Below are 23,095 nucleotides of genomic sequence, written 5' to 3' on the forward strand. Positions count from 1 at the left end.
TGACTTACCTCCGCCACCAGTCTTGAAGCCTGCCTGTGCCGATCACCCGCCGCCGCGTTTTCGGGCTGCTCGCCGGGGCCGGCGCCCTGGTCGGTCTCCCGTCCCTCTGGATGTCCCGCATGAAAACCTACGACGGTCCCGCCTCCGACCATTTCGACGGCCTGAACTTCTTCGATCCGGACGGCGCGCCGCCGAAATCGCTTCGCGAGGTGCTGCGTTGGCAGTTCAGCGGCAAGCGGCAGCGCGCCACCTGGCCCGACTGGGCGCCCAGCCCCCATGCCGACACCCCGCCGGAGCGGGTCGATGGCGACAAGGTGCGGTTGTCCTTCGTCGGCCATGCCAGCTGGCTGATCCAGACCGGCGGCCTCAATATCCTGGTCGATCCCGTCTGGTCGACGCGGGTCTCGCCGGTCGCCTGGGCCGGGCCGAAGCGGCACAACGATCCCGGCATCGCCTTCGAGAAGCTGCCGAAGATCGATGTCGTGCTGGTCTCGCACGGCCATTACGACCATCTCGACATCGCGACGCTGTCGCGGCTCACCAAGAATTTTGCCCCGCGCGTGGTCACCCCGCTCGGCAACGACGTGACGATGCGCAGCTGGGATTCCACGATCAAGGTGGAGGCATTCGACTGGCATGATCGCGTCGAGCTCGGCGGCGGCATCGCCGTGCATCTGGTGCCGACCCGGCATTGGACGGCGCGCGGCATGTTCGACCGCAACAAGGCGCTGTGGGCGAGTTTTGTGCTGGAGACGCCGGCCGGGAAAATCTACGTCGTCTGTGATTCCGGCTACGGCGACGGCCGGCACTTTCGCCGCGTCGCCGAGAGGCACGGCAAGCTGCGGCTGGCGATCCTCCCCATCGGCGCCTACGAGCCGCGCTGGTTCATGCGCGACCAGCACATGAACCCGGAGGATGCCGTGAAGGCGCTGGCCGATTGCGGCGCCGACGCCGCGCTCGGGCATCATCACGGCACGTTCCAGCTGACGGATGAAGCGATCGATGCGCCGGCCAAGGCGCTGGTGGATGCGCTCGATGCGGCGCAGATTCCGCAGCAGCGGTTCGTCGCGATGAAGCCGGGGCAGGTGGTGGAGATTTAGGTCTCTCCGCGCCCACAGCTCGTGCCCCGGACGCAGCGCAGCACGTAGTGGTGCGCTGCTGAGCCGGGGCCCATGTTGCCGTACATCCCGTGTTGCTTTCTGGGTCCCGGCTCTGCGCAGCATCGCTACGCGCTGCAGCGCGTCCGGGACACGAGACTTATTGCTCTTTGGGCTTGATCGCCCAGCTCACATTCACCGTGACCGATAGCGTTTCCTCGCCGGGCGCAACCGCGGCTTGCGGCGCTGCCATCGGCGCTGTTGCCATCCGCGCCTTGAACAGCGGCACCGGGGCGCCCCCTTCGGAGACGCTCAGCGGCGCGCCCAACGTCACGCCGGTGGCCTTGGCGTAGATTTCCGCCTTGCGGCGGGCGTCCGCGACTGCCTGCTCGCGCGCGTCGTCGAGCAGCTTTGAGGCCTGCGTCACCTCGAAGGAGATGTTGCCGATGTCGTTCGCGCCGGCGCTGACCAGCGTATCGATGATGCCGGCGACCTTGGTCACGTCGCGGATCTTCACGGTGACGCGGTTGGAGGCGCGGAAGCCGACCACTGGGGATGCCCCGGTGGATTTGTTCTGGCCGTATTGCGGCTGCAGCGACAGCCGCGAGGTCTGGTAGTCCTTCTCGGCGATGCCGGCGCCCTTCAGCGCCAGCAGCACCTTGCCCATCGCGGCGTTGTTGGCATCGGACGCTTCCTTCGCCGTCTTGGCGTCGTTGGCGACGCCGGCGTCGATCTGCGCGAGATCGGGCGCCGCGGAAATGTTGGCTTCGCCGCTCACCGAAATGGCGGATGGAAAGTCATCGGCAAGCGCGGGCATTGTCAGCAGTGTGGCGAAAGCGGCGGCAAGGGACGTAGCAAGTACGGCAGGCTTTTTCATTGATCTCACTTCAGCGGCACGAAAACATTGATCACGAGCTTGTCCTCGGCCGTCTTGAGGGGATCGGTGAGGTATTCCTCGATGAAGGTGTCCTTGGCTTCCAGCCTCTTGTCGTCAAGGTGATTGGTGATCGCCTCGTAGGTGTTGTCCATGTTGTCGTAGGAACCGCGATGGACGAATTTCAGCACCTTGCCCTCCGGCGACTTGCCGATGCTCATGTCCTTGGACAGGTTCTTGGGATCTTGCTCGACCGGGATCTCGGCAAGGAAGGTGAAACCGGTGTCGTCGGTCGAAGTGTAGACGATCATCGCATTGCCGGCGTGCTTGATGCCCTGCTTGTCCAGCAGCGTGTTCAGCGCCTTGAAGGCGTCGATCAGCGTGTCGAAGGCCGAGTCCCAATTGGCGGTGCCCTTGACCATCACGACCTTTTTGGCCTCGAGCGTGGTCTCCAGGCCGAACGGATCGGCGGTCTGCACCGGGGCGGGTGTCGCGGCGGCGGCCGGTGGCGGGGCCGTCGGGCTGGGTGAGGCGCTGGCGGCGGGCGAGGGCGAATTTGTCGGGGCCGGCGACGCGCTGGCCGCAGGCGATGGCGCGGGTGAGGGCGTGGCTGCCGGCGCGGGCGACGCACTCGCGGCCGGGGCGGGAGAGGCCGACGGGGCGGGCGAGGGACTTGCCGAGGCGGCCGGTGCCGGGCTCGGGGTTTGCGCGAGAACCTCAGAGAGGCCGAGCGACAAGGCCGCCGCCGGGATCAGCGCGGCCAGAGCGAGACGACGAAACCTGAACATATTATTCTCCCCAAGGCCTTAGTCACCAAGGCCTGAACCACCAAGGCCTGCCCGGCTTTGCGCCCGGCCGCGCATCCCGCTTCGCGCCAACTTTCGCCGTTCTAACACGCAAGCGCCAAATTCGTCCCATGACAGATGCGTCATGACAGTTGTCCAGGCAGTCCTGCTGGCGCCCAGCGGCAAAACTCTGGCCAAGCCGGCAAGGATCGCCATATAAGACAGGCGAAATTCAGGAATTTTTATGAGCGCGCTGGCCAACCACGCATTTGCCAAGATGAACGGCATCGGCAACGAGATCGTCGTTGTCGACATGCGCGATTCCGCCGGGCCGGTGACGCCGGACGACGCCCGCGCGGTAGCGTCCGCGAATGGCGGCGTCGCCTACGACCAGCTCATGGTGCTGCAGAAGCCGCGGCTCGAGGGCACCGAAGCCTTCATCCGCATCTACAACAATGACGGCTCGGAAGCCGGCGCCTGTGGCAACGGCATGCGCTGTGTGGTGCGGCGCATCTTCGAGAAGAACGGGCAGACCAATGCGACGTTCGAGACCGCGGCCGGCCTGCTCAACGCCTGGCAGGGCCCGGCGCCCGATCTCTACACCGTCGACATGGGTGTGCCGAAGTTCGGCTGGCAGGACATTCCGCTGGCGGAAGAGTTCCGCGACACCCGCTACATCGAATTGCAGATCGGGCCGATCGACAATCCGATCCTGCATTCGCCCTCCGTGGTGAGCATGGGCAATCCGCATGCGATCTTCTGGGTCGATGACGTCAACGCCTATGATCTCGAGCGTTTCGGTCCGCTGCTCGAAAACCACCCGATCTTCCCGGAGCGCGCCAACATCACGCTCGCCCATATCGTCGATGACAAGCACATCACCATCCGCACCTGGGAGCGTGGCGCCGGGCTGACCAAGGCCTGCGGCTCGGCGGCCTGCGCCACGGCCGTCGGCGCGGCCCGCCTGAAGCGGACCGATCGCAAGGTCGAGATCACGCTGCCCGGCGGCAAGCTCGGCATCGAATGGCGCGAGCGCGACGACCACGTGCTGATGACGGGCACCGCGACCTTCGAATATGAGGGCCGATTCGATCCGGCGCTGTTCGCGCCGGCCGCCTGATGGCCGTCGACATCGTCACCTTCGGCTGCCGCCTCAATGCCTTCGAGGCCGAGGTGATCCGCCGCGAGGCCGAGGGCGCAGGGCTTTCAGACACCATCGTCATCAACAGCTGCGCCGTCACCAATGAGGCGGTGGCGCAGGCGCGGCAATCGATCCGCAAACTGAAGCGCGAGCGGCCCGAGGCGCGCATCGTCGTCACCGGCTGCGCGGCGCAGACGCAAGCTGCGATGTTCGCCGACATGACCGAGGTCGATCGCGTCGTCGGCAATGACGACAAGATGCGGTCATCCGCGTGGCGCGACGCCCGCAATGCCTTCGATCTCGGCGCCGGCGAGAAGATCGCCGTCAGCGACATCATGGCTATCAGGGAGATGGCGCCGCATCTCATCGACGGCTATGCGAGTGGCCTTCCGCGCGTGTTCGTGCAGGTGCAGAACGGCTGCGATCATCGCTGCACCTTCTGCATCATCCCGTTCGGCCGCGGCAATTCGCGCTCGGTGCCGATGGGCGCGGTGGTCGAACAGGTGCGGACGCTGGCCGAACGCGGCCATGCCGAGATCGTTCTGACCGGCGTCGACCTCACCAGCTACGGCGCTGACCTGTCCGGTGCACCGAAGCTCGGCATGCTGACGAAGCAGATTTTGCGGCATGTGCCGGAGTTGAAGCGCCTGCGCATCTCATCGATCGATTCGATCGAGGCGGATGACGATCTACTCGATGCCATCGCCGGCGATGCGCGGTTGATGCCGCATCTGCATCTGTCGCTGCAGTCCGGCGACGACATGATCTTGAAGCGCATGAAGCGGCGGCATTCGCGGCGGGACGCGATCGCATTCTGCGAGCGGGTCCGCCGCCTGCGCCCTGATGTCGCCTTCGGCGCCGACATCATCGCGGGTTTCCCGACCGAGACGGAAGAGATGTTCTCGCGCTCGCTCGATCTCGTCGAGGACTGCGGCCTGACATTCCTGCACGTCTTCCCCTATTCGCCCCGCCCCGGCACGCCGGCCGCGCGGATGCCGCAGGTTGCGGGCGGCGCGATCAAGGAGCGTGCGAAGCGGCTGCGTGCGGCTGGCGAAACAGCACTGCGCAAGCGGCTGCAAGCCGAGATCGGCGCGACGCGCGATGTGCTGATCGAGAGTGAGACGCAGGGCCGCACGGAGCATTACCTGCCGGTGGCGATTGCGGGCGAGCGGGTTGGCAGTGTGGTGCCGCTTAAGATTGCTGCCAGTGATGGCGAGCGTCTCACCACGTAGTCAGTGTCGTCGCCCGGCTCGACCGGGCGACCCAGTACGCCGCGGCTTCTCCGCATCTCACTGACGTCTCTGGAATACTGGATCCCCGCCTTCGCGGGGATGACACCGTTGGCCTGGCGAATAGCGCCCGTCCTACGACGCCCGTACCTGCCAGAACCGCAGCGTCCGCTTGGCATTCTCCGGCGTCATCCGCGCGTAGTGATTTTGCGCTCTTGCCAGATCCGCCGGCTTCATCGCACCCGTCGCAAAACGGCTTTCGAGCACGGCGGTGGTGGTCTCCCAGCTGAGCTGCGCCGCCTTGCACGGCACCAGCAAGCCGTCGTCGCGCAGGCTCTGCATCAGCGGGCGGATCACCTCGACGGTCGATCCGGACAATGCGGCCAGCGCTGCGGCGGTCTCTTCATAGCGCCGCTGCGTGGCGAAACCGAGCAGCGCCGCTTCGCTGAGTTGGCCGGTCGCCTTGAGCATTGCAATCGCCCGCTTGGCGCCTTCGAAATCGCGGACGCCCGACATCTCGCGATCGACGCCGACGGTGGCGGCGGTGATCGCGCTCTGGATTTCCTCGAACAGATGCGGCGGCGCGCGTGACAGCAGACGGGCGCGCACGGCATCGCTCGCCGAGCGCAGCAACCGGCGGCGCAGCTCCGAGGGCAGGTCGACGCGGACGCCGACGCTGACGGCAAGTTCGGGATCGGCCTCGGCCTGGGCGACCATGACGGCGAATCCATTTCCGGAGACGCGCGCGCCGGGATTGGCGGCGAGCCGCCGGCTGACGCTGGGATAGCGGCGCGCCAGCAAGGTGTCGGTGACGATCTCCTTCAGCCACCAGCGGCCGGCGATCGCGAGCAGATGCGGCTCGCCCTTGGATGATGCGATCTTCACCAGCTCGCCGTCGTCGAGACGGGCGGATTCCTGCAGCACGGGACCGGCGATGCGGATCTCGTCATTGCTGGCGAGGCGGCGGATCACCGAGGGCGGCGCCTGCGCGATCGGCGCCAGCTGCGCGCTGATCTCGGCGAGCGCGATGCGTGCGCCCATGTCGGCAAGCGCGCGCAGCTCGATGGTGCCGATCAGGCGCTCGAGCACCTCGTCGAACAGCGCGATCTGCTCGTCGTCGAAACTGCCGGCGGAGGAGAGGAACAGATCGGTGACGCGCCGGGCGGTTTCCAGGCCCTTTTCCGCCGAGCCTGCGCGAATCGCGGATTCGACCTCTTCGATGATCGATAGCTCGGCCTTGGACATCACGCCTTGCTCGTCCTGAGCGGTTACAGAAGCTTGTTCTAAGCGACCGTCATCATTAGCGGCGAGCACTGAACGTTTCGTAAACCATGGGACGGGACCAGTAGGTGCAGCAGTCGCCGCGAAGGCGGTGGGCTCCCTCCCCCGCTTGCGGCGCTACTCCCCGTTCCAGCCGCAGCCGCGGAGCTTTTCGTGCATGTGGGGCGGGGCCGGCGCCACGACGCGAACGGGCTCCTTGTTCCGGGAGATCGGCACCACGATCTCGCGGGAATGCAGATGCAGCTTTGGCTCGCCGAAACGCGGGCCGTTGCCGTAAATGTTATCGCCGAAGATCGGCCAGCCGGTCGCGGCCGAATGCACCCGCAATTGGTGGGTCCGCCCGGTCACCGGTTCCATGGCAAGCCAGGTGAAGCCGTCGCCCCGGCCCATCACTTTCCAGTTGGTGATCGCCTTCTGTCCCTCGGGATCTGGCTTCTGCCACCAGCCGCGTTCGGCGTTGAGCCGGCCGAGCGGCATGTCGATGGTGCCCTCGTCCTCGGCGGGGCCGCCCTCGACCACGGTCCAGTAGGTCTTGCCGATCTTGCCGTGCTTGAAGAGGAGGCCGAGCGAGGCCGTTGCCTTGCGGTGGCGGCCGAGCACGAGGCAGCCGGAGGTGTCCTTGTCCAGGCGGTGAGCGAGCACCGGCGGCCGCGGCAGGCCGAAACAGAGCGCGTCGAACGAGGCCTCCAGATTGGCGCCGCCCTTGGGCCCGCGATGCACGGGAAGGCCGGCCGGCTTGTCGATGATCAGCATCAGCCCGTCGCGATGGAGCACGCGCGCAAGGATCTCGTCGGCGGTCAATTGGGGAACATCGAGCAATTGCAGGACTTTCGGTCAAGACTTTCGTTTAACAGCGGGAACGGCTAACACACCGCCACCATGAACGATACCACGTCAGATCCCCCCAAGCTGAGCTGGTGGCGCCGCCTGTCCAACGGGCTGAAGCGCACCTCGTCCTCGCTCGGGACCGCGGTCGCCGACCTCGTCACCAAGCGCAAGCTCGACCGCGCCATGCTCGACGACATCGAGGACGTGCTGCTGCGCGCCGACCTCGGCACCTCCGTCGCGGTCCGGATCGCCGAAGCCGTCGGCACCGGGCGTTACGACAAGGCGATCTCGGCGGACGAGGTCAAGGACGTCGTCGCCACCGAGGTCGAGAAGGTGCTGGCGCCGGTGGCAAAGCCGCTCGAGATCGATACGGCCAACAAGCCGTTCGTGATCCTCGTGGTTGGCGTCAACGGCTCCGGCAAGACCACCACCATCGGAAAACTCTCGCAGAAATTCGCCTCCGAAGGCCGCAAGGTGATGCTGGCCGCCGGCGACACGTTTCGCGCCGCCGCCATCGAGCAGCTCAAGGTGTGGGGCGAGCGCACCAGGACGCCCGTGATCGCGGGCGCGCAGGGCTCGGATTCGGCGAGCCTCGCCTTCAACGCGCTGACGGCGGCGAAGGAGCAGGCCATCGACGTGCTCCTGATCGACACCGCCGGCCGGCTGCAGAACAAGGCCGAGCTGATGAACGAGCTCGAAAAGGTCGTGCGTGTGATCCGCAAGGTGGATGACACTGCGCCGCATGCCGTGCTGCTTGTGCTCGATGCGACCGTCGGTCAGAACGCGTTGTCGCAGGTCGAGGCCTTCCATCGCACCGCCGGGGTCACCGGCCTCGTGATGACCAAGCTCGACGGCACCGCGCGCGGCGGCATTCTGGTGGCGCTCGCGGAGAAGTTCAAACTGCCGGTGCATTTCATCGGCGTCGGCGAAGGCGTCGACGATCTCGCGCCGTTCACCGCGCGCGATTTCGCCCGCGCCATCGCCGGAATCGAAAGCTGAAGAATGGACAAGACCCAGCCGCATCCGCTGTTCAAGCTCGCGACCGAGCTCGGTCCGCTGCTCGTGTTCTTCTTCGTGAATGCGAAGTTCAATCTGTTCGCGGCGACCGGCGCCTTCATGGTCGCGATCGTCGCGGCGATGGTCGCCTCCTACGTGGTGACGCGCCACATTCCGATCATGGCGATCGTCACGGGCGTGATCGTGCTGGTGTTCGGCACGCTGACGCTGGTGCTGCACGACGAGACCTTCATCAAGCTCAAGCCGACCATCATCTACGGCCTGTTCGCCGCGATCCTCGGCGGCGGGCTGCTGTTCGGCCGCTCCTTCATCGCCGTCATGTTCGACCAGATGTTCAATCTGACGCCGCAGGGCTGGCGCATCCTCACGCTGCGGTGGGCGCTGTTCTTCGCCGGCATGGCGGTGCTGAACGAGATCGTCTGGCGCACCCAGAGCACGGACTTCTGGGTGAACTTCAAGGTGTTCGGCGTGACCCCGCTGACCATGGTCTTCGCCATCGCCCAGATGCCGCTGACCAAGCGCTACCACCTCGAGCCGGCGTCGCTGGAAGCGAGCGAGGCCGACGCGGGGGATGTCAGGAAGGGGTAAGCTCTCGTGTCCCGGACGCGCGAAGCGCGAGCCGGGACCCAGGCTCTTTCCGGCAATGCGGCCGTGGTGAGATGGGCCCCGGCTCTGCAGCGCATCGATGAAGGATCGCTGCGCTGCGTCCGGGGCACGAGCTGCCTTACGAGCCTGCCCCCAGCGCCTTCTCCATCTGCGGCAACAGCACCTTCTGCAGATTGTCCGGCGTGATCGGGCCGACCAGCTTGTAGACGATGGTGCCCTCGCGTCCCACGACGAAGGTTTCGGGCACGCCGTAGACGCCCCATTCGATCGAGGCGCGGCCGTTGGCATCCACGCCGACGCGGCCGAACGGGTTGCCGTAGCGCCCGAGGAAGCGGCGCGCATTGTCGGACGCGTCCTTGTAATTGATGCCGACGAGCTGGAAGCGCTTGTCCTTGGCGAGCTCGGTCAAAAGCGGCGCCTCGTCATGGCACGGCACGCACCAGGACGCCCAGACATTGACCAGGCTGACCTTGCCCTTGAACGCGGCGGGATCGAGGCCGGGCACCTGCGCATTGTCGATCTGCAATCCCTCGAGCGGCGGCAGCGCCGTCTGCGGCGCCGGACGGCCGATCAGCGCGGAGGGAATCCGCGAGGGATCGCCGCTGCCGAGCCGGAACCAGAACAACAGCGCAAGGCCGATGAAGGCGATCAGCGGCAGCACCATCAGGAAGGTGCGGCGCTGCGGCGCTGCGGAGGTCGATTGTTCGCTCATGACGCGTCCATGGCGCTGCGGCCGGAGCGGCGGGTGATGCCGCTGCGGTCGAGCTCGCGCAGGCGCTGCGTCTGGTTGCGATAGTCGAGCGCGATCCAGCCGATCAGGATCGCGACCACGAGGGCCGCTGCGGCATAGGACGTCACGATGAAGGACGCATAAGGACCGAGCGACATCATCCTGCGGCCCCAATTTCGTTCGACGCGCTTTGCCCGCGAGAGGTGGCGCCCATCTCGTTCGAGAACGCCACGCGGCTCGCCTGCATCATCTGCAGGGAGCGGACCCGGCGGCGCAGGATCTCGTTGCGCATCGCCGCCAGATGCAGTGTGACGAACAGCAGCGTGAAGGCGATCGCCATCACCAGCAGCGGAATCAGGAACGACTTGTCGAGCGCCGAGCCGCCCATGCGCATCACCGAGGCGGGCTGGTGCAGCGTGTTCCACCAATCGACCGAGAACTTGATGATCGGCAAATTGAGCGCGCCGACCAGGGTCAGCACGGCGGCAGCGCGCGCCGCGCGCGAGGGATCGTCGACCGCGCGCCACAGCGCCATCAGGCCGAGATACATCAGGAAGAGGATCAGCACCGAGGTCAGCCGCGCGTCCCACTCCCAATAGGTACCCCACATCGGCCGGCCCCACAGCGAGCCCGTCAGCAGTGCGAGGAAGGTGAAGGCGGCGCCGATCGGCGCTGCGGCTTTGGCGGCGACGTCGGCGAGCGGATGCCGCCACACCAGCGTGCCGAGCGAAGCGATGCTCATCACACCCCAGACGAACATCGACAGCCAGGCATTGGGCACGTGGATGAACATGATCTTCACGGTCGCGCCCTGCTGGTAGTCGTCGGGCGCCAGCGCGGTTTGATAGAGACCGATCGCGAGCAGGAGCACGGTCGCGGCCGCGAGCCACGGCAGGACCCGCGCTGTCAGCGCGAGGAACCGCGTGGGGTTGGCGAGGTCGATCAGCGTCATGGTACCCTGATAATCATCGGTGGCCGCTCAGGCAATCAGCACGAAAGCGAGGAACGAAAGTTGATCGGGGTCAAGGTCAGTCGAGTGCATCTCAGTCGAGCCCGTGCCGCAGGCTCGCTGCGGCTGCGAATGGGCCGATCACGAGGCTGACCAGGGACAGCGCGCACAGGATCGAGAACGGCGCGCCGAACGTCATCGGGCCGACGATCACGGCCTGCGACGCCGCAACCCCGAAAATCAGGACGGGAATCGACAGCGGCAGCACCAGCACCGCCATCAGCAGCCCGCCGCGGTGCAGCGTCACCGCCAGCGCCGCGCCGATCATGCCGGTAAACGTCAGCGCCGGGGTGCCCGCCAGCAGCGTCAGCGCCACCGCACCGGTCGCGATCATGTCGAGGTTGAGCAGCAGGCCGAGCACGGGGGTTGCGACAATCAGCGGCAGGCCGGCGGCCAGCCAATGCGCCAGCGCCTTGGCGGCGCAGGCGAGTTCCAGCGGGGTCCGGCTCATCGTGATCAGGTCGAGCGAGCCGTCCTCGTGGTCGGCCATGAACAGCCGGTCCAGGGTGAGCAGGCTCGCCAGCAGGGCGCCGAGCCAGAGGATGGCCGGCCCCAGCCGCGACAGCAGCGCCAGATCCGGCCCGACCGCGAACGGCATCAAGACCACCACGGTCAGGAAGAACAGCACGCCAATCAGCGCCCCGCCGCCAACGCGGAGCGCGATCCGGACGTCCCGGCGGATGAGGGCGGAGAGGGCGGTCATGGGGTGACTCCCGCGGCGAGGCGGCTATGGGAGCCCGGCTCCCGCCATAGGCACACTGCGCTCCCTCCCCCCTTGCGGGGGAGGGCGGGGGAGAGGGGTAGCCCCAGGTGAGATACTCGTTTGAGGCGAGCCGCCAGCAACAAAACGCCTGCCTCCGCAACGCCAGAACCGACAGGTCTTGCCGTGTGGCACCCCTCTCCCTGACCCTCCCCCGCAAGGGGGGAGGGAACGGAGAGGCCGGGGGCCAGCCGCTCGGAAAGCTGAGGGTCGATGCGAATCACGCCACACCCCCGATCCGCAGCTCCCGCGACTCGATCCCCAGCGGCGCATGGGTCGCCGCGACGATCATGCCGCCGCGCGACAGGTGCTCGCGCATCAGGTCGCCGAACATGTCCTGGCCGGTCACGTCCAGCGCATTGGTCGGCTCATCCAGCAGCCAGACCGGGCGGCGGACGGTCAGCAGGCGCGCCAGCGACAGCCGGCGGCGCTGGCCGGCCGACAGGAAGCCGGCGGGTAGGTGGGTGGCATGCTCGAGCCCCACCGTGGCGAGGCTCTCGGCGAAGTCAAGACGCTCGCCCCCAAGGAAATCGGCCCAGAACATCAGGTTTTCCGCGACGCTGAGCGCCGGCTTCAGGGCATCGCGATGGCCGAGATAGTGGCACTGCTCGGGCAGCGTCAGCTCGGCATCGCCGCCCTCCAGCGCGATCGTCCCGCCCGCCGGAACCAGCAGGCCGGCGATCAGCCGCAGCAGCGAGGTCTTGCCCGACCCGTTGCGGCCGACGACCGCCACCGCTTCGCCGGCGATAGCCTCGAAATCGAGCCCCGCAAACACCTCGCGGCCGCCACGCACGCAAACGACCCCGCGTCCGGAAAGCTGCATCTTGCCTCGTGCCACCCCGCTCACCGCCGGGCCTCAGGAAAACTTGGGGTAGCGCATGGGAATTTTTGGCTCGCGTATGCTGCGGTACGGATTGTGGCTGTGGCGGCGCGGTTAGAAAGCTTCTATAAGCCCGGAACTACTTGATGCAGCAACTCAACCTGCCCCTGCAAGCGGCCCAGCCTGATACGCTGACGGTGTTAAAATACCCTGCCGGGTATAACTAACAATTGGGATTCCTACATGACCTCGCTCGACAGCTTCAAATGCAAAAAGACCCTCAAGGTCGGCGCCAAGACCTATGTCTATTACAGCCTGCCCACGGCCGAGAAGAATGGTCTGAAGGGAATTTCCAAACTTCCCTATTCGATGAAGGTCCTGCTCGAGAACCTCCTGCGCAACGAGGACGGCCGCTCGGTCAAGAAAGACGACATCGTCGCGGTCTCGAAATGGCTGCGCAAGAAGTCGCTGGAGCATGAGATCGCCTTCCGCCCGGCGCGCGTGCTGATGCAGGACTTCACCGGCGTGCCCGCGGTGGTCGATCTCGCTGCGATGCGCAACGCGATGCAGAAGCTCGGCGGCGATGCCGAGAAGATCAATCCGCTGGTTCCGGTCGATCTCGTCATCGACCATTCCGTGATCGTGAACTTCTTCGGTGACAACAAGGCGTTCGGCAAGAACGTCGCCGAGGAATACAAGCAGAACCAGGAGCGCTACGAGTTCCTGAAGTGGGGCCAGAAGGCGTTCTCGAACTTCTCCGTCGTGCCGCCGGGCACCGGCATCTGCCACCAGGTCAATCTCGAATATCTCTCCCAGACGGTCTGGACCAAGAAGGAGAAGATGACGGTCGGCAAGAAGACCGGCACCTTCGAGGTCGCCTATCCGGATTCGCTGGTCGGCACCGACTCCCACACCACCATGGTCAACGGTCTCGCCGTGCTCGGCTGGGGCGTCGGCGGCATCGAGGCGGAAGCCTGCATGCTCGGCCAGCCGCTGTCGATGCTGCTGCCCAACGTCGTCGGCTTCAAGCTGAAGGGCGCGATGAAGGAGGGCGTCACCGCGACCGACCTCGTGCTCACCGTCACGCAGATGCTGCGCAAGCTCGGCGTGGTCGGCAAGTTCGTCGAGTTCTTCGGCCCCGGCCTCGACAATCTCTCCGTCGCCGACAAGGCGACCATCGCCAACATGGCGCCCGAATACGGCGCGACCTGCGGCTTCTTCCCGGTCGACGCCGCCGCGATCGATTACCTCAAGACCTCCGGCCGCGCTCCGGCGCGCGTCGCGCTGGTGCAGGCCTATGCCAAGGCGCAGGGGCTGTTCCGCACCGCCAAGTCGGCTGACCCGGTGTTCACGGAGACGCTGACGCTCGACCTCGCCGACGTCGTTCCCTCGATGGCCGGTCCGAAGCGTCCCGAGGGCCGCATCGCGCTGCCGTCGGTCGCCGAAGGGTTTTCGCTCGCGCTCAACACCGAGTACAAGAAGGCCGGGGAACCGGCCAAGCGCTTCGCCGTCGAAGGCAAGAAGTTCGACATCGGTCACGGCGACGTCGTGATCGCCGCCATCACCTCCTGCACCAATACCTCGAACCCGAGCGTGCTGATCGGTGCCGGTCTGCTGGCGCGCAACGCCGCGGCGAAGGGCCTCAAGGCCAAGCCGTGGGTCAAGACCTCGCTCGCCCCGGGCAGCCAGGTCGTCGCGGGCTATCTCGCCGATTCCGGTCTGCAGAAGGAGCTCGACAAGGTCGGCTTCAACCTGGTCGGCTTCGGCTGCACCACCTGCATCGGCAATTCCGGTCCGCTGCCTGAGGAGATCTCGAAGTCGATCAACGACAACGGCATCGTCGCCGCCGCCGTGCTCTCGGGTAACCGCAACTTCGAAGGCCGCGTCTCGCCGGACGTGCAGGCGAACTACCTGGCCTCGCCGCCGCTGGTGGTCGCGCACGCGCTCGCGGGCAGCGTCACCAAGAACCTCGCGGTCGAGCCGCTCGGCGAAGGCAAGGACGGCAAGCCGGTGTACCTCAAGGACATCTGGCCGACGACCAAGGAGATCAACGCCTTCATGAAGAAGTTCGTGACCGCGTCGATCTTCAAGAAGAAGTATGCCGACGTGTTCAAGGGCGACACCAACTGGCGCAAGATCAAGACGGTCGAGAGCGAGACCTATCGCTGGAACATGTCTTCGACCTATGTGCAGAACCCGCCCTATTTCGACGGCATGAAGAAGGAGCCGGAGCCGGTCACCGACATCGTCGAGGCGCGCATCCTCGCCATGTTCGGCGACAAGATCACCACCGACCACATCTCGCCGGCCGGTTCGATCAAGCTGACCTCGCCCGCCGGAAAATATCTCAGCGAGCACCAGGTGCGTCCCGCCGACTTCAACCAGTACGGCACGCGCCGCGGCAACCATGAAGTGATGATGCGCGGCACCTTCGCCAACATCCGCATCAAGAATTTCATGCTGAAGGGCGCGGACGGAAATATCCCTGAAGGCGGTTTGACAAAGCACTGGCCCGACGGCGAGCAGATGTCGATCTACGACGCCGCGATGAAATACCAGCAGGAGCAGGTGCCGCTGGTGGTGTTCGCCGGCGCCGAATACGGCAACGGCTCCTCGCGCGACTGGGCCGCCAAGGGCACCCGTCTGCTCGGCGTGCGCGCCGTGATCTGCCAGAGCTTCGAGCGCATCCATCGCTCCAACCTGGTCGGCATGGGCGTGCTGCCGCTGACCTTCGAGGAAGGCACCTCCTGGTCGTCGCTCGGCCTCAAGGGCGACGAGAAGGTCACGCTGCGTGGCCTCGTCGGCGACCTCAAGCCGCGCCAGAAGCTGACCGCGGAGATCGTCTCCGGCGACGGTTCGCTGCAGCGCGTCTCGCTGCTCTGCCGCATCGATACGCTGGACGAGCTCGATTACTACCGGAACGGCGGTATCCTGCACTACGTGCTGCGCAAGCTCGCGGCCTAAGCGCGAATTTGTGAACGGTGGCTCACCGCGACGTGAGTAGAAGGTTAAACGAAGGCGGCCTATCACAAGGCCGCCTTCGTGCGTTTGCGGCATGCTCCAGATGGGCCCGCCCGGCGGAAAACCTCCTTTCGGACGGTCGGCCTGGACGGTCGAGTGTGTCGCGCCCCGTAAGACTACGGTGACCATCCGGCGATAAGATCTCCCTTTCCACGAGCAATGGTGTGCGGCGTTCGACATGACAACAATGACGGCTTCTCATCTGGTTTCACGTTGGTCCGGTGCCCTCTGGTCGGGAGCTCTCGGCATCTGTGCGATCGTCGCCGTCATCCGTCCTGCCGAGGCTGATCCCCGCGCCGTTGTCGAATTGTTTACCTCGCAGGGCTGCTCCTCCTGCCCGCCCGCCGACCAGATCATCGGCGATCTCTCCAAAGACCCGTCGATCATCGCGCTGAGCATGCCGATCGACTATTGGGACTATCTTGGTTGGAAGGACACGCTGGCGGATTCGCGCTTCTCTGCACGGCAGCGTGCCTATTCACGCATGCGCGGCGACCGCGAGGTCTACACGCCGCAGGTCGTGGTCAACGGCTCCACCCATGTCATCGGCAGCGATCGTGCCGGCATCGAGAGCGCGATCGGCAAGACCGACAAGGGCACGGGCGTGATGAGCGTGCCGGTGACGATGTCGCTCGCGGGCAAGCAGATCAACGTGTCGGTGGCGGCGAGCAACGAGCCGGGCATCTCGCATGGCGAGGTCTGGATCTGTTCGATCGCCAAGTCGGTCCCGATCGCGATCACCCGCGGTGAGAACCGTGGACAGCAGGTCACCTATCACAACGTGGTGCGCAACCTGCTCAAGGTCGGCGACTGGACCGGGCGTTCGGAAAGCTGGACGGTGCCGATCGAGAACCTCACGCGCGACGGCGTCGACGGCGCGGTGGTCTATGTCCAGGACGGCAGCCGCGACAAGCCCGGCTCGATGCTGGGCGCGGCGTACACGTCGCTGCACTGATTCGGATTTCTCGCTAGAGTCGTACTGCTCTCAACCCTCATGGTGAGGAGCGCGTCCTTGCGCGCGTCTCGAACCACGAAAGGCCCCCGCTTATGCGGCTCGGCCTCGATCCTTCGAGACGCCGCTTCGCGGCTCCTCAGGAGGAGGAGAGATAGTGTTCGCACGGATGTTAGGGGTGAAGGTCGGTCGCGCTGGAAACATCCCGACACAAACAAAAAAGGACCAACTTGCGTTGGCCCTCCTTGTTGCGCGTACAGACCCGATCCTGTTCGACCCCGGGGGGCTGGGGGCTGAGGAATCCGGAACCGAAAGGACCGGGTCAACGCACGTGAGTCTTGTCGCAATGCAGGGCGGCAGTCGCTAGGCGGAAAAGCGGCGAGAGTATGATTCCTGCTAACGATCCCGTGACGGTTTGCCGCGAGGGAGTTCCACCATAGCGTGTGTACTGAGTCGCACTCGATTCGACCGGTTGAATCAGGAGCCTCTTGCGGCGGTGGCCGGTTGGCGCAATCATGCAGCTGTCATGATCCAGGTTCCCGGGACGGTCTTCGCGGATCGGGTCATGCCGTGCGATGAGGAAGCGCTCCATGAGTCTGTCGGAGGATGCCGATCCGAGCGAGCAGCGCGCGGCGGCGCGCCCCGCCGCTGCGACGACGCAATTGAGCCGGGTGACGTTCAACCGGCTCGAGCTGCACCGTATTCTCAATCTCTACGGCCGCATGGTCGCGGACGGCGAGTGGCGCGATTATGCCATCGACTTCCTCAAGGACCGCGCCGTGTTCTCGGTCTATCGCCGTGCCTCGGAGGTGCCGATCTATCGCATCGAGAAGGATCCGCGGCTGGCGCGCAAGCAGGGCATGTACAGCGTGATCTCGGCGACGGGGCTGATCCTGCGCCGCGGCCATGAGCTCGAGCGCGTGCTGCTGGTGATCGATCGGAAGCTGGCGGTGGTGTAGCGGCACAGACGGTGCCGTAGGGTGGGCAAAAGCGCACCGCGCCGTGCCCACGTACTTTCTCTATCGTGACGAATGGTGGGCACGCTTGCGCTTTGCCCACCCTACGAGACCGGATTATTTCCCCGGCACCGTGCTGGCGCCCTCGCCGAGGTCGCGCTGCATCATCACCGTGTCCAGCCAGCGGCCGAATTTCAGCCCGACATTGGGATGCGTGCCGATCATCTTGAAGCCGCCCTTGGTGTGGACGCCGATCGAGCCGGCATTGGCGGAATCGCCGATCACCGCGATCATCTGGCGGAAGCCGCGCGCCTCGCATTCGGCGACCAGCCGTTCCAGCAGCAAGGAGCCGACGCCGCGGCGGTGGAAGGAGGGATCGAGATAGATCGAGTTCTCGACCGTGAAGCGGTAGGCCGGGCGCGGGCGGTAGGCGCCGGCATAGGCATAGCCGGCCACGCGGCCGTCGAGGATGGCGACGAAATAGGGATAGCCGCCGTCGACCAGCGCGCGATAGCGGCGCGTCATCTCCGTGAGGTCGGGCGGCTCCAGCTCGAACGTCGCGGTGCCTTCGCGGACGGCCTGCTGATAGATGGCGGTGATGGCGGGAAGGTCGGCCTCGGTCGTGGGCCTGATTTCAGGTGCGGACATGGGAGAAGATTAGAGCCTTCCCGCGGCCGCTGGAAGGGGCAACGGTGTTGCCACACCCGTCATTGCGCGGGCAGCGAAGCAATCCAGTAATGCGTCTGCGGAGGGACTCTGGATTGCTTCGTCGCAATGACGAGGAGAGGCCACGGCTCAAACAAAAACCCCGGCCTTTCGGCCGGGGTTTGTGTCCGTTCGTCCTGGTCTATCGCTTAGTCGCGCTGGCCGAGGAGCTGCAGCAGCAGCGTGAACAGGTTGATGAAGTTCAGGTACAGCGACAGCGCACCGGTGATGGCCGCACGCTCTGCGATGTCGCCGCCGGCCGAGGCGTAGCCGTAGATGTAGTCGTTCTTCAGCCGCTGGGTATCCCAGGCGGTGAGGCCCGCGAACACCAGCACGCCGACCACCGACACGATGAACTGCAGCATCGAGCTCGCCAGGAACAGGTTCACCAGGCTCGCGATGATGATGCCGATCAGGCCCATGAACAGGAACGAGCCCATGCCGGTCATGTCACGCTTGGTGGTGTAGCCGTAGAGGCTCAGCGCACCGAAGGTGGCCGCGGTGATGAAGAACACCCGCACGATCGAGGTGTGCGTGAACACCAGGAAGATCGACGACAGCGAGATACCCATCAGCGCCGAGAACACCCAGAACAGGATCTGGGCGGTCGAGGGAGCGAGACGGTTGATCCCCGCCGAGATCACGAACACCATGGCGAGCGGCGCCAGCATGAACAGCCATTTCAGCGGGCTGACGAACATCGCGTAGCCGAACGGCGTCAGGAACAGCTTGCCGACGCGGACGGCGTCCGCGGTCGGCACGTCCGTCACGGCAGCCATGTAGACGCCGAGCGCGGCAAGGCCGGTGATGGCCAGGCCAATGCTCATGTAGTTGTAGATGCGCAGCATATAGGCGCGCAGGCCGGCATCGACCGTCGCGGCGTCAACACGCCCGGCGGCCCTGCCGAAAGGAGAAGCGTAGTTACGGTCTAGGTCCGACATGGTCGAATTCCCGTTGGTTGGTCCGGTCCGGCATGAGGGTCGCCATGCCGCCGGTTCGTCAAATTCTATCTCGGATACCAATGCCTGCCGACTAAATTTTGGCTAACATTCGGGGCTCCGAACCCATTCGATATGTGGGAAACTAACACATTCGCTGCAACCTTCCACGCGCGGCTGAATGTCGCCCTTGGCGGCAATCCTGACGCGAACCTGACGAGCAGTCGTGGTTAATCGCGGGAATCGTGCGATTCCGCTCTCCTGCGGCGACCCGCTACCATTTGTCACAAATTCCGCAACACCGTGGCGGGTTTTTTGTTCAACGCCAGCAGCGTGCCGGCAAGCCCGAGCCCGACCGTGACGACCAGAGCGGCCGCGACCACGCCGGCCGCGCTGCCGGCCTGCCAGACGAAGCTCAGCGTCATCAGGCGCGTCACGATCATCCAGGCCGCGATGCTGCCGGAGATCACGCCGAACACCGCGGTCGCGAGCCCGATCAGGAGGTATTCGAGCGCATAGGCGCCGAGCAGCCGCAACCGCGTCGCGCCGAGCGTCTTCAGGATCACCGCATCGTAGACCCGGTGGCGATGGCCGGCGGCGAGCGCGCCGCCGAGCACCAGGATCGCCGAGATCAGGGTCACGGCGCTGGCACCGCGGATCGCCAGCGCCAGATTGGTCACGACAGAGCCGACCGTCTCCATCACCTCGCGCACGCGCACGCTCGTCACCATCGGATAGGCGTCGGCGACCTCCTTGATGATCTTGCCGTCGCCGGCGGCAGTTCCGCCCGTTTCCGTCAGCGTCGCGATGTGGGTGTGCGGGGCGCCCTTGAAGGCGTTCGGCGAGAACACGAGAACGAAGTTGATGCCCATCCCCTGCCAGTCGATGGTGCGCAGATTGCCGATCTTGGCCGGGATGTCGCGGCCGAGCACGTTGACCACGATCTCGTCGCCGAGCTTGAGGCCGAGCCCGTCGGCGATCTTCTTCTCCATCGAGACCAGCGGCGGGCCGGAATAATCCGCGCTCCACCATTCGCCCTCGACCACCTTGGAGCCTTTCGGCAGCTCGCCGGTATAGGTCAAGCCGCGGTCGCTCTGCAGCACCCATTCGGAATCGGTGGTCGGCTTGAGCTCCTCGGCGCGCACCCCGCGCGCGGCGACGATGCGCCCGCGCAGCATCGGCACGTCCTCGACCGTCGCGCCCGGCGCGATCCGGCGCAGATAACCGTCGAACTGTTCGGCCTGCGTGCTCGGGATGTCGATGAAGAAGAAGGACGGCGCGCGGTCGGGCAGTGCTGCGAGGAACTGCCGGCGCAGATTGCCGTCGATCTGGGTGATGGTGACGAGCACGGCGAGCCCGAGCCCGAGCGACAGCACCACCGAGGGCGTCAGCGCGCCCGGCCGGTGGATGTTGGCGATCGCCAGCCGCAGCATCGGCAGCCGGGTCCGCGGCAGCCGCCGCGCGATGGCCATCAGCAGCGCGGCGATGCCGCGCAGCAGGGCGAACACGACGACCGAGGAGGCCACGAACACCGCCGCGATGCGCTTGTCGAACGACAGTCCGATCACGACCGCGATCAGCAGCGCGATCACGATGGCCATGAACACGAGATAGCTCGCGCGCGGCCGATGCCATTCCGAGCTGATGGTGTCGCGGAACAGCGCGGCCACCGGCACGTCGTGGACGCGTCCGAGCGGCCACAGGCCGAAGGCGAGCGCGGTCAGGAGGCCATAAACGAAGGACAGCGCAAGCTCGTCGGCATGCACGGCCGGCACCACCGGCAGCGGCAGCAGCTTGCCGAACAGGCCGACGATCGCGAACGGCATCGCGGCGCCGAGTGCAAGGCCGATGATCGAGCCGATGCCCGCGAGCAGGAGAACCTGCGCAAGATAGATGCCGAACACGTCGCGCCCGGTGGCGCCGACGGCCTTGAGGGCCGCGATCACTTCGAGCCGGCGGTCGATATGGCTCTTCACGGCATTGGCGACGCCGACACCGCCGACCAGCAGCGCGGCAAGGCCGACCAGCGTCAGGAACTGCGTGAAGCGGTTGATGTTGCGTTCGAGCTGCGGCGATGCGTTGGAGCGGCTGCGGATCTCCCAGCCGGCCTGCGGCGCGGCGCTCCGCGCGTCCGCGATGAAGGTCTCGGTGGCGCGCTCGCTGTTCGCCGAATCAGGCAACTTCACCCGGTAGACCCAGCGCACCAGGCTGCCGGGCTGGATCAGGCCGGTAGCGCGCAAACCTGCCTCGCTGATCAGGAAGCGCGGGCCGAAGCCGATGCCGCCGGCGAGCTTGTCGGGCTCGGCTTCGACGGTCGAGCGGATCTGGAATGTCGCCGCGCCAATGGTGACGCGGTCGCCGGTCTTGAGCGAGAGCCGCGCCAGCAGCGTCGGATCGGCGGCGGCGCCGAATGCACCGTCACGTTCCGCAAGGACGTCGGACATCGCCAGCTGTGGCGCCAGCGTCAGCTGTCCCAGCATCGGATAGGTGTCGTCGACCGCCTTCATCTCGACCAGCGCGAGCTGGCCATCGGCCGCGCGCGCCATGCCGCGCAAGGTCGCCGCGGTCGAGACCGTGCCGCGCGAGCGCAGGAAGGCGACCTCTTCAGGTTTCGCTTCGCGCTGGAACAGCACGAACGAGACGTCGCCGCCGAGCAGCGTGCGGCCCTCGCGGGCAAGGCCGTCGGAGAGGCTCGCCGACACCGAGCCGACGCCCGCGATCGCCATCACGCCGAGCGCGATGCAGGCGATGAAGACGTAGAAGCCGCGCAGGCCGCCGCGCAACTCACGCAGCGCGTAACGCAGCGACAGCGCGATGCCGTTTGGCTTCGCGAACGGTTCGGCCGCGATGCTCATGCCGGTGCAGACTGGGTGTCGATGCGGCCCGAACGCAGGCGGATCACGCGATCGCAGCGATGCGCGAGCGAGGAATCGTGCGTCACCAGCACCAGCGTCATGCCGCGCTCGGCGTGCTTGCTGAACAAGAGGTCGACGATCTGCTTTCCCGTGGCCTCATCCAGATTGCCGGTCGGCTCGTCCGCGACCAGGATGGCGGGATCGGGCGCCAGCGCGCGGGCGAGCGCGACGCGCTGCTGCTCGCCGCCGGACAATTGCGTCGGATAGTGATGCAGGCGGTCGCCGAGCCCGACCGATTGCAGCTCCTCTGCCGCGCGCTTTGCGGCATCGGGATTGCCGGCGAGCTCCAGCGGCACCGCGACGTTCTCCAGCGCCGTCATGGTCGGGATCAGATGAAAGGACTGGAAGACGATGCCGACCTGGCGGCCGCGGAAGCGGGCCAGCGCGTCCTCGTCGAGGGCATTGAAAGGCGTGCCCGATACCACCACCTCTCCGCTATCAGGACGCTCCAGCCCCGCCATCACCATCAGCAGCGTGGATTTGCCCGAGCCTGACGGGCCGATCAGGCCGATCGTCTCGCCCGAGGCGACCCGCAGGCTGATATCCTTGAGGATGTGAACGCGTGCCGCGCCCGTGCCCAATGAGAGATTGACGTTGGAGATGGCGATGGTGTCCGCCGAGGCGGCGGCAAGCGAAGAGGAATCTATGCGAGTGTCCATGGTCCGGTCATATGGCAACTCCGCTAGCGCGGTCGAGAGGCGTTACGGATTGTTCATGCACATAGCCGTGTTGATGCTCGGTTTGATGACGATCGCGACAGCGCCGTCGTTGCAGGCCCAGCCGGCGGCCAAGCCGGTCAGGCTCGTGGTCCTCGGCGATTCCTTGAGTGCGGGCCTTGGCCTTTCGGCCCAGGATGCGTTCCCGGCCAAGCTCAAAAAGTCTTTACAGGACAAAGGTATAGCCGTCGACATGACCAATGCCGGCGTGTCCGGCGACACTTCCTCGGGTGGCCGCGACCGGCTCGACTGGTCGGTCCCCGACGGAACCGACGGCGTCATCGTCGAGCTCGGCGCCAACGACGCCCTGCGCGGCATCGATCCCGATTTGACGCGCGCCGCATTGACCGACATCGTCCAGCGGCTGAAGGCGCGCAAGATCGCGGTGATGCTGTGCGGCATGCTGGCGCCGCCGAATTACGGCGCCGATTATGCCGCGCGCTTCAATTCGATTTATCCGGACCTGGCAAAGAAATTCGACGTGCCGCTCTATCCGTTCTTTCTCGACGGCGTTGCGGCCGACGCCAAGCTCAACCAGGCCGACGGCATTCATCCGACTGCTGAAGGCGTCGACATCATCGTCGGCAACATCATGCCCACCGCGGAGGCATTCCTGGGCACGATCACTGAGCAACGCCGTTGAAAAGCAGGCAGCGCCAAGCCTCATACCCAGGGTTTTACCGGGGTGAGGCGCGCGATGCTTCGCAGAGTCACA

The 23,095-nt window shown here is 65.9% G+C and carries 22 protein-coding genes; 9 read left to right on the top strand and 13 right to left on the bottom strand.

The window, feature by feature from the left end; all coding sequences use genetic code 11:
• The first annotated feature begins 35 nt into the window (after positions 1 to 35).
• Positions 36 to 1,100: an MBL fold metallo-hydrolase gene (locus AABA86_RS30990; protein WP_338309493.1), complete on the top strand. Its 1,065-nt coding sequence runs from the start codon at positions 36 to 38 to the stop codon at positions 1,098 to 1,100.
• Positions 1,101 to 1,257: 157 nt separating this feature from the next.
• Here the strand turns inward: AABA86_RS30990 and AABA86_RS30995 are convergent, their stop codons facing one another.
• Both AABA86_RS30995 and AABA86_RS31000 read right to left on the bottom strand, forming a co-directional pair.
• On the bottom strand, positions 1,258 to 1,974 hold the full coding sequence (locus AABA86_RS30995; RefSeq protein WP_338309494.1) for an SIMPL domain-containing protein: 717 nt from the start codon (positions 1,972 to 1,974) through the stop codon (positions 1,258 to 1,260).
• A 5-nt stretch (positions 1,975 to 1,979) separates the two neighbouring features.
• The gene (locus AABA86_RS31000) at positions 1,980 to 2,759 is read right to left on the bottom strand and encodes a GyrI-like domain-containing protein (RefSeq protein ID WP_338309495.1); all 780 of its coding nucleotides are present in this window, start codon (positions 2,757 to 2,759) and stop codon (positions 1,980 to 1,982) included.
• Between the two features lie 241 nt (positions 2,760 to 3,000).
• On the opposite strand from AABA86_RS31000, the gene dapF reads away from it, so the two are divergent.
• A complete protein-coding gene (dapF, locus tag AABA86_RS31005) occupies positions 3,001 to 3,876 on the top strand; it encodes a diaminopimelate epimerase (RefSeq protein WP_338309496.1) in 876 nt (291 codons plus the stop codon).
• On the top strand, positions 3,876 to 5,129 hold the full coding sequence (mtaB, locus tag AABA86_RS31010) for a tRNA (N(6)-L-threonylcarbamoyladenosine(37)-C(2))-methylthiotransferase MtaB (RefSeq protein ID WP_338309497.1): 1,254 nt from the start codon (positions 3,876 to 3,878) through the stop codon (positions 5,127 to 5,129). The genes dapF and mtaB overlap by 1 nt, the downstream gene beginning before the upstream one ends.
• A gap of 132 nt (positions 5,130 to 5,261) precedes the next feature.
• Here the strand turns inward: mtaB and AABA86_RS31015 are convergent, their stop codons facing one another.
• Positions 5,262 to 6,371 carry a DUF2336 domain-containing protein gene (locus AABA86_RS31015; RefSeq protein ID WP_338309498.1) on the bottom strand — a complete coding sequence of 370 codons (1,110 nt, stop codon included), beginning with the start codon at positions 6,369 to 6,371 and terminating at the stop codon, positions 5,262 to 5,264.
• A 153-nt stretch (positions 6,372 to 6,524) separates the two neighbouring features.
• Positions 6,525 to 7,226 carry an RluA family pseudouridine synthase gene (locus AABA86_RS31020; protein WP_338309500.1) on the bottom strand — a complete coding sequence of 234 codons (702 nt, stop codon included), beginning with the start codon at positions 7,224 to 7,226 and terminating at the stop codon, positions 6,525 to 6,527.
• Positions 7,227 to 7,286: 60 nt separating this feature from the next.
• On the opposite strand from AABA86_RS31020, the gene ftsY reads away from it, so the two are divergent.
• The gene (ftsY, locus tag AABA86_RS31025) at positions 7,287 to 8,234 is read left to right on the top strand and encodes a signal recognition particle-docking protein FtsY (RefSeq protein ID WP_338309501.1); all 948 of its coding nucleotides are present in this window, start codon (positions 7,287 to 7,289) and stop codon (positions 8,232 to 8,234) included.
• A gap of 3 nt (positions 8,235 to 8,237) precedes the next feature.
• Complete coding sequence (locus AABA86_RS31030; protein ID WP_028139237.1) at positions 8,238 to 8,840, top strand: septation protein A; 603 nt, start codon at positions 8,238 to 8,240, stop codon at positions 8,838 to 8,840.
• A 136-nt stretch (positions 8,841 to 8,976) separates the two neighbouring features.
• Here the strand turns inward: AABA86_RS31030 and AABA86_RS31035 are convergent, their stop codons facing one another.
• From AABA86_RS31035 to ccmA, 5 genes are all read right to left on the bottom strand, one after another.
• The gene (locus tag AABA86_RS31035; RefSeq protein WP_212252207.1) at positions 8,977 to 9,570 is read right to left on the bottom strand and encodes a DsbE family thiol:disulfide interchange protein; all 594 of its coding nucleotides are present in this window, start codon (positions 9,568 to 9,570) and stop codon (positions 8,977 to 8,979) included.
• Positions 9,567 to 9,746, bottom strand: a complete 180-nt coding sequence (ccmD, locus tag AABA86_RS31040) for a heme exporter protein CcmD (RefSeq protein WP_338309537.1) — start codon at positions 9,744 to 9,746, stop codon at positions 9,567 to 9,569. Before ccmD ends, AABA86_RS31035 begins: the two co-directional genes overlap by 4 nt.
• A complete protein-coding gene (locus tag AABA86_RS31045; protein WP_338309502.1) occupies positions 9,746 to 10,540 on the bottom strand; it encodes a heme ABC transporter permease in 795 nt (264 codons plus the stop codon). Before AABA86_RS31045 ends, ccmD begins: the two co-directional genes overlap by 1 nt.
• A 91-nt stretch (positions 10,541 to 10,631) precedes the next feature.
• Positions 10,632 to 11,300 (bottom strand): heme exporter protein CcmB, encoded by a 669-nt coding sequence (gene ccmB, locus AABA86_RS31050; protein ID WP_338309503.1) that lies wholly within the window; start codon positions 11,298 to 11,300, stop codon positions 10,632 to 10,634.
• Between the two features lie 277 nt (positions 11,301 to 11,577).
• Positions 11,578 to 12,180, bottom strand: a complete 603-nt coding sequence (gene ccmA / locus AABA86_RS31055; protein ID WP_338309504.1) for a heme ABC exporter ATP-binding protein CcmA — start codon at positions 12,178 to 12,180, stop codon at positions 11,578 to 11,580.
• Between the two features lie 240 nt (positions 12,181 to 12,420).
• Between ccmA and acnA the strand changes: the two genes are divergently transcribed.
• The 3 genes from acnA (at position 12,421) to AABA86_RS31070 (ending at position 17,109) form a co-directional block, all read left to right on the top strand.
• Entirely contained in the window at positions 12,421 to 15,141 is a 2,721-nt protein-coding gene (gene acnA, locus AABA86_RS31060; RefSeq protein ID WP_338309505.1) for an aconitate hydratase AcnA, read from the top strand.
• Between the two features lie 235 nt (positions 15,142 to 15,376).
• Positions 15,377 to 16,153, top strand: a complete 777-nt coding sequence (locus AABA86_RS31065; RefSeq protein WP_338309506.1) for a DUF1223 domain-containing protein — start codon at positions 15,377 to 15,379, stop codon at positions 16,151 to 16,153.
• Positions 16,154 to 16,740: 587 nt separating this feature from the next.
• Positions 16,741 to 17,109 (top strand): DUF2794 domain-containing protein, encoded by a 369-nt coding sequence (locus tag AABA86_RS31070; protein ID WP_212252217.1) that lies wholly within the window; start codon positions 16,741 to 16,743, stop codon positions 17,107 to 17,109.
• Positions 17,110 to 17,223: 114 nt separating this feature from the next.
• Here the strand turns inward: AABA86_RS31070 and AABA86_RS31075 are convergent, their stop codons facing one another.
• The 4 genes from AABA86_RS31075 to AABA86_RS31090 form a co-directional block, all read right to left on the bottom strand.
• Positions 17,224 to 17,754, bottom strand: coding sequence for a GNAT family N-acetyltransferase (locus AABA86_RS31075; protein ID WP_212252219.1), 531 nt, complete (start codon positions 17,752 to 17,754; stop codon positions 17,224 to 17,226).
• 206 nt (positions 17,755 to 17,960) lie between these two features.
• Entirely contained in the window at positions 17,961 to 18,752 is a 792-nt protein-coding gene (locus AABA86_RS31080) for a Bax inhibitor-1/YccA family protein (protein WP_183249416.1), read from the bottom strand.
• Between the two features lie 281 nt (positions 18,753 to 19,033).
• Entirely contained in the window at positions 19,034 to 21,604 is a 2,571-nt protein-coding gene (locus AABA86_RS31085; protein ID WP_338309509.1) for an ABC transporter permease, read from the bottom strand.
• Positions 21,601 to 22,323, bottom strand: a complete 723-nt coding sequence (locus AABA86_RS31090) for an ABC transporter ATP-binding protein (RefSeq protein ID WP_212252222.1) — start codon at positions 22,321 to 22,323, stop codon at positions 21,601 to 21,603. Before AABA86_RS31090 ends, AABA86_RS31085 begins: the two co-directional genes overlap by 4 nt.
• Positions 22,324 to 22,378: 55 nt before the next feature.
• Here AABA86_RS31090 and AABA86_RS31095 point away from each other — a divergent pair, with 55 nt between their 5' ends.
• A complete protein-coding gene (locus AABA86_RS31095; protein ID WP_338309510.1) occupies positions 22,379 to 23,023 on the top strand; it encodes an arylesterase in 645 nt (214 codons plus the stop codon).
• Positions 23,024 to 23,095 lie beyond the last annotated feature (72 nt).

It is taken from the genome of Bradyrhizobium sp. TM233, assembly GCF_036247965.1.
In the GTDB taxonomy this organism is placed as follows: domain Bacteria; phylum Pseudomonadota; class Alphaproteobacteria; order Rhizobiales; family Xanthobacteraceae; genus Bradyrhizobium; species Bradyrhizobium ottawaense.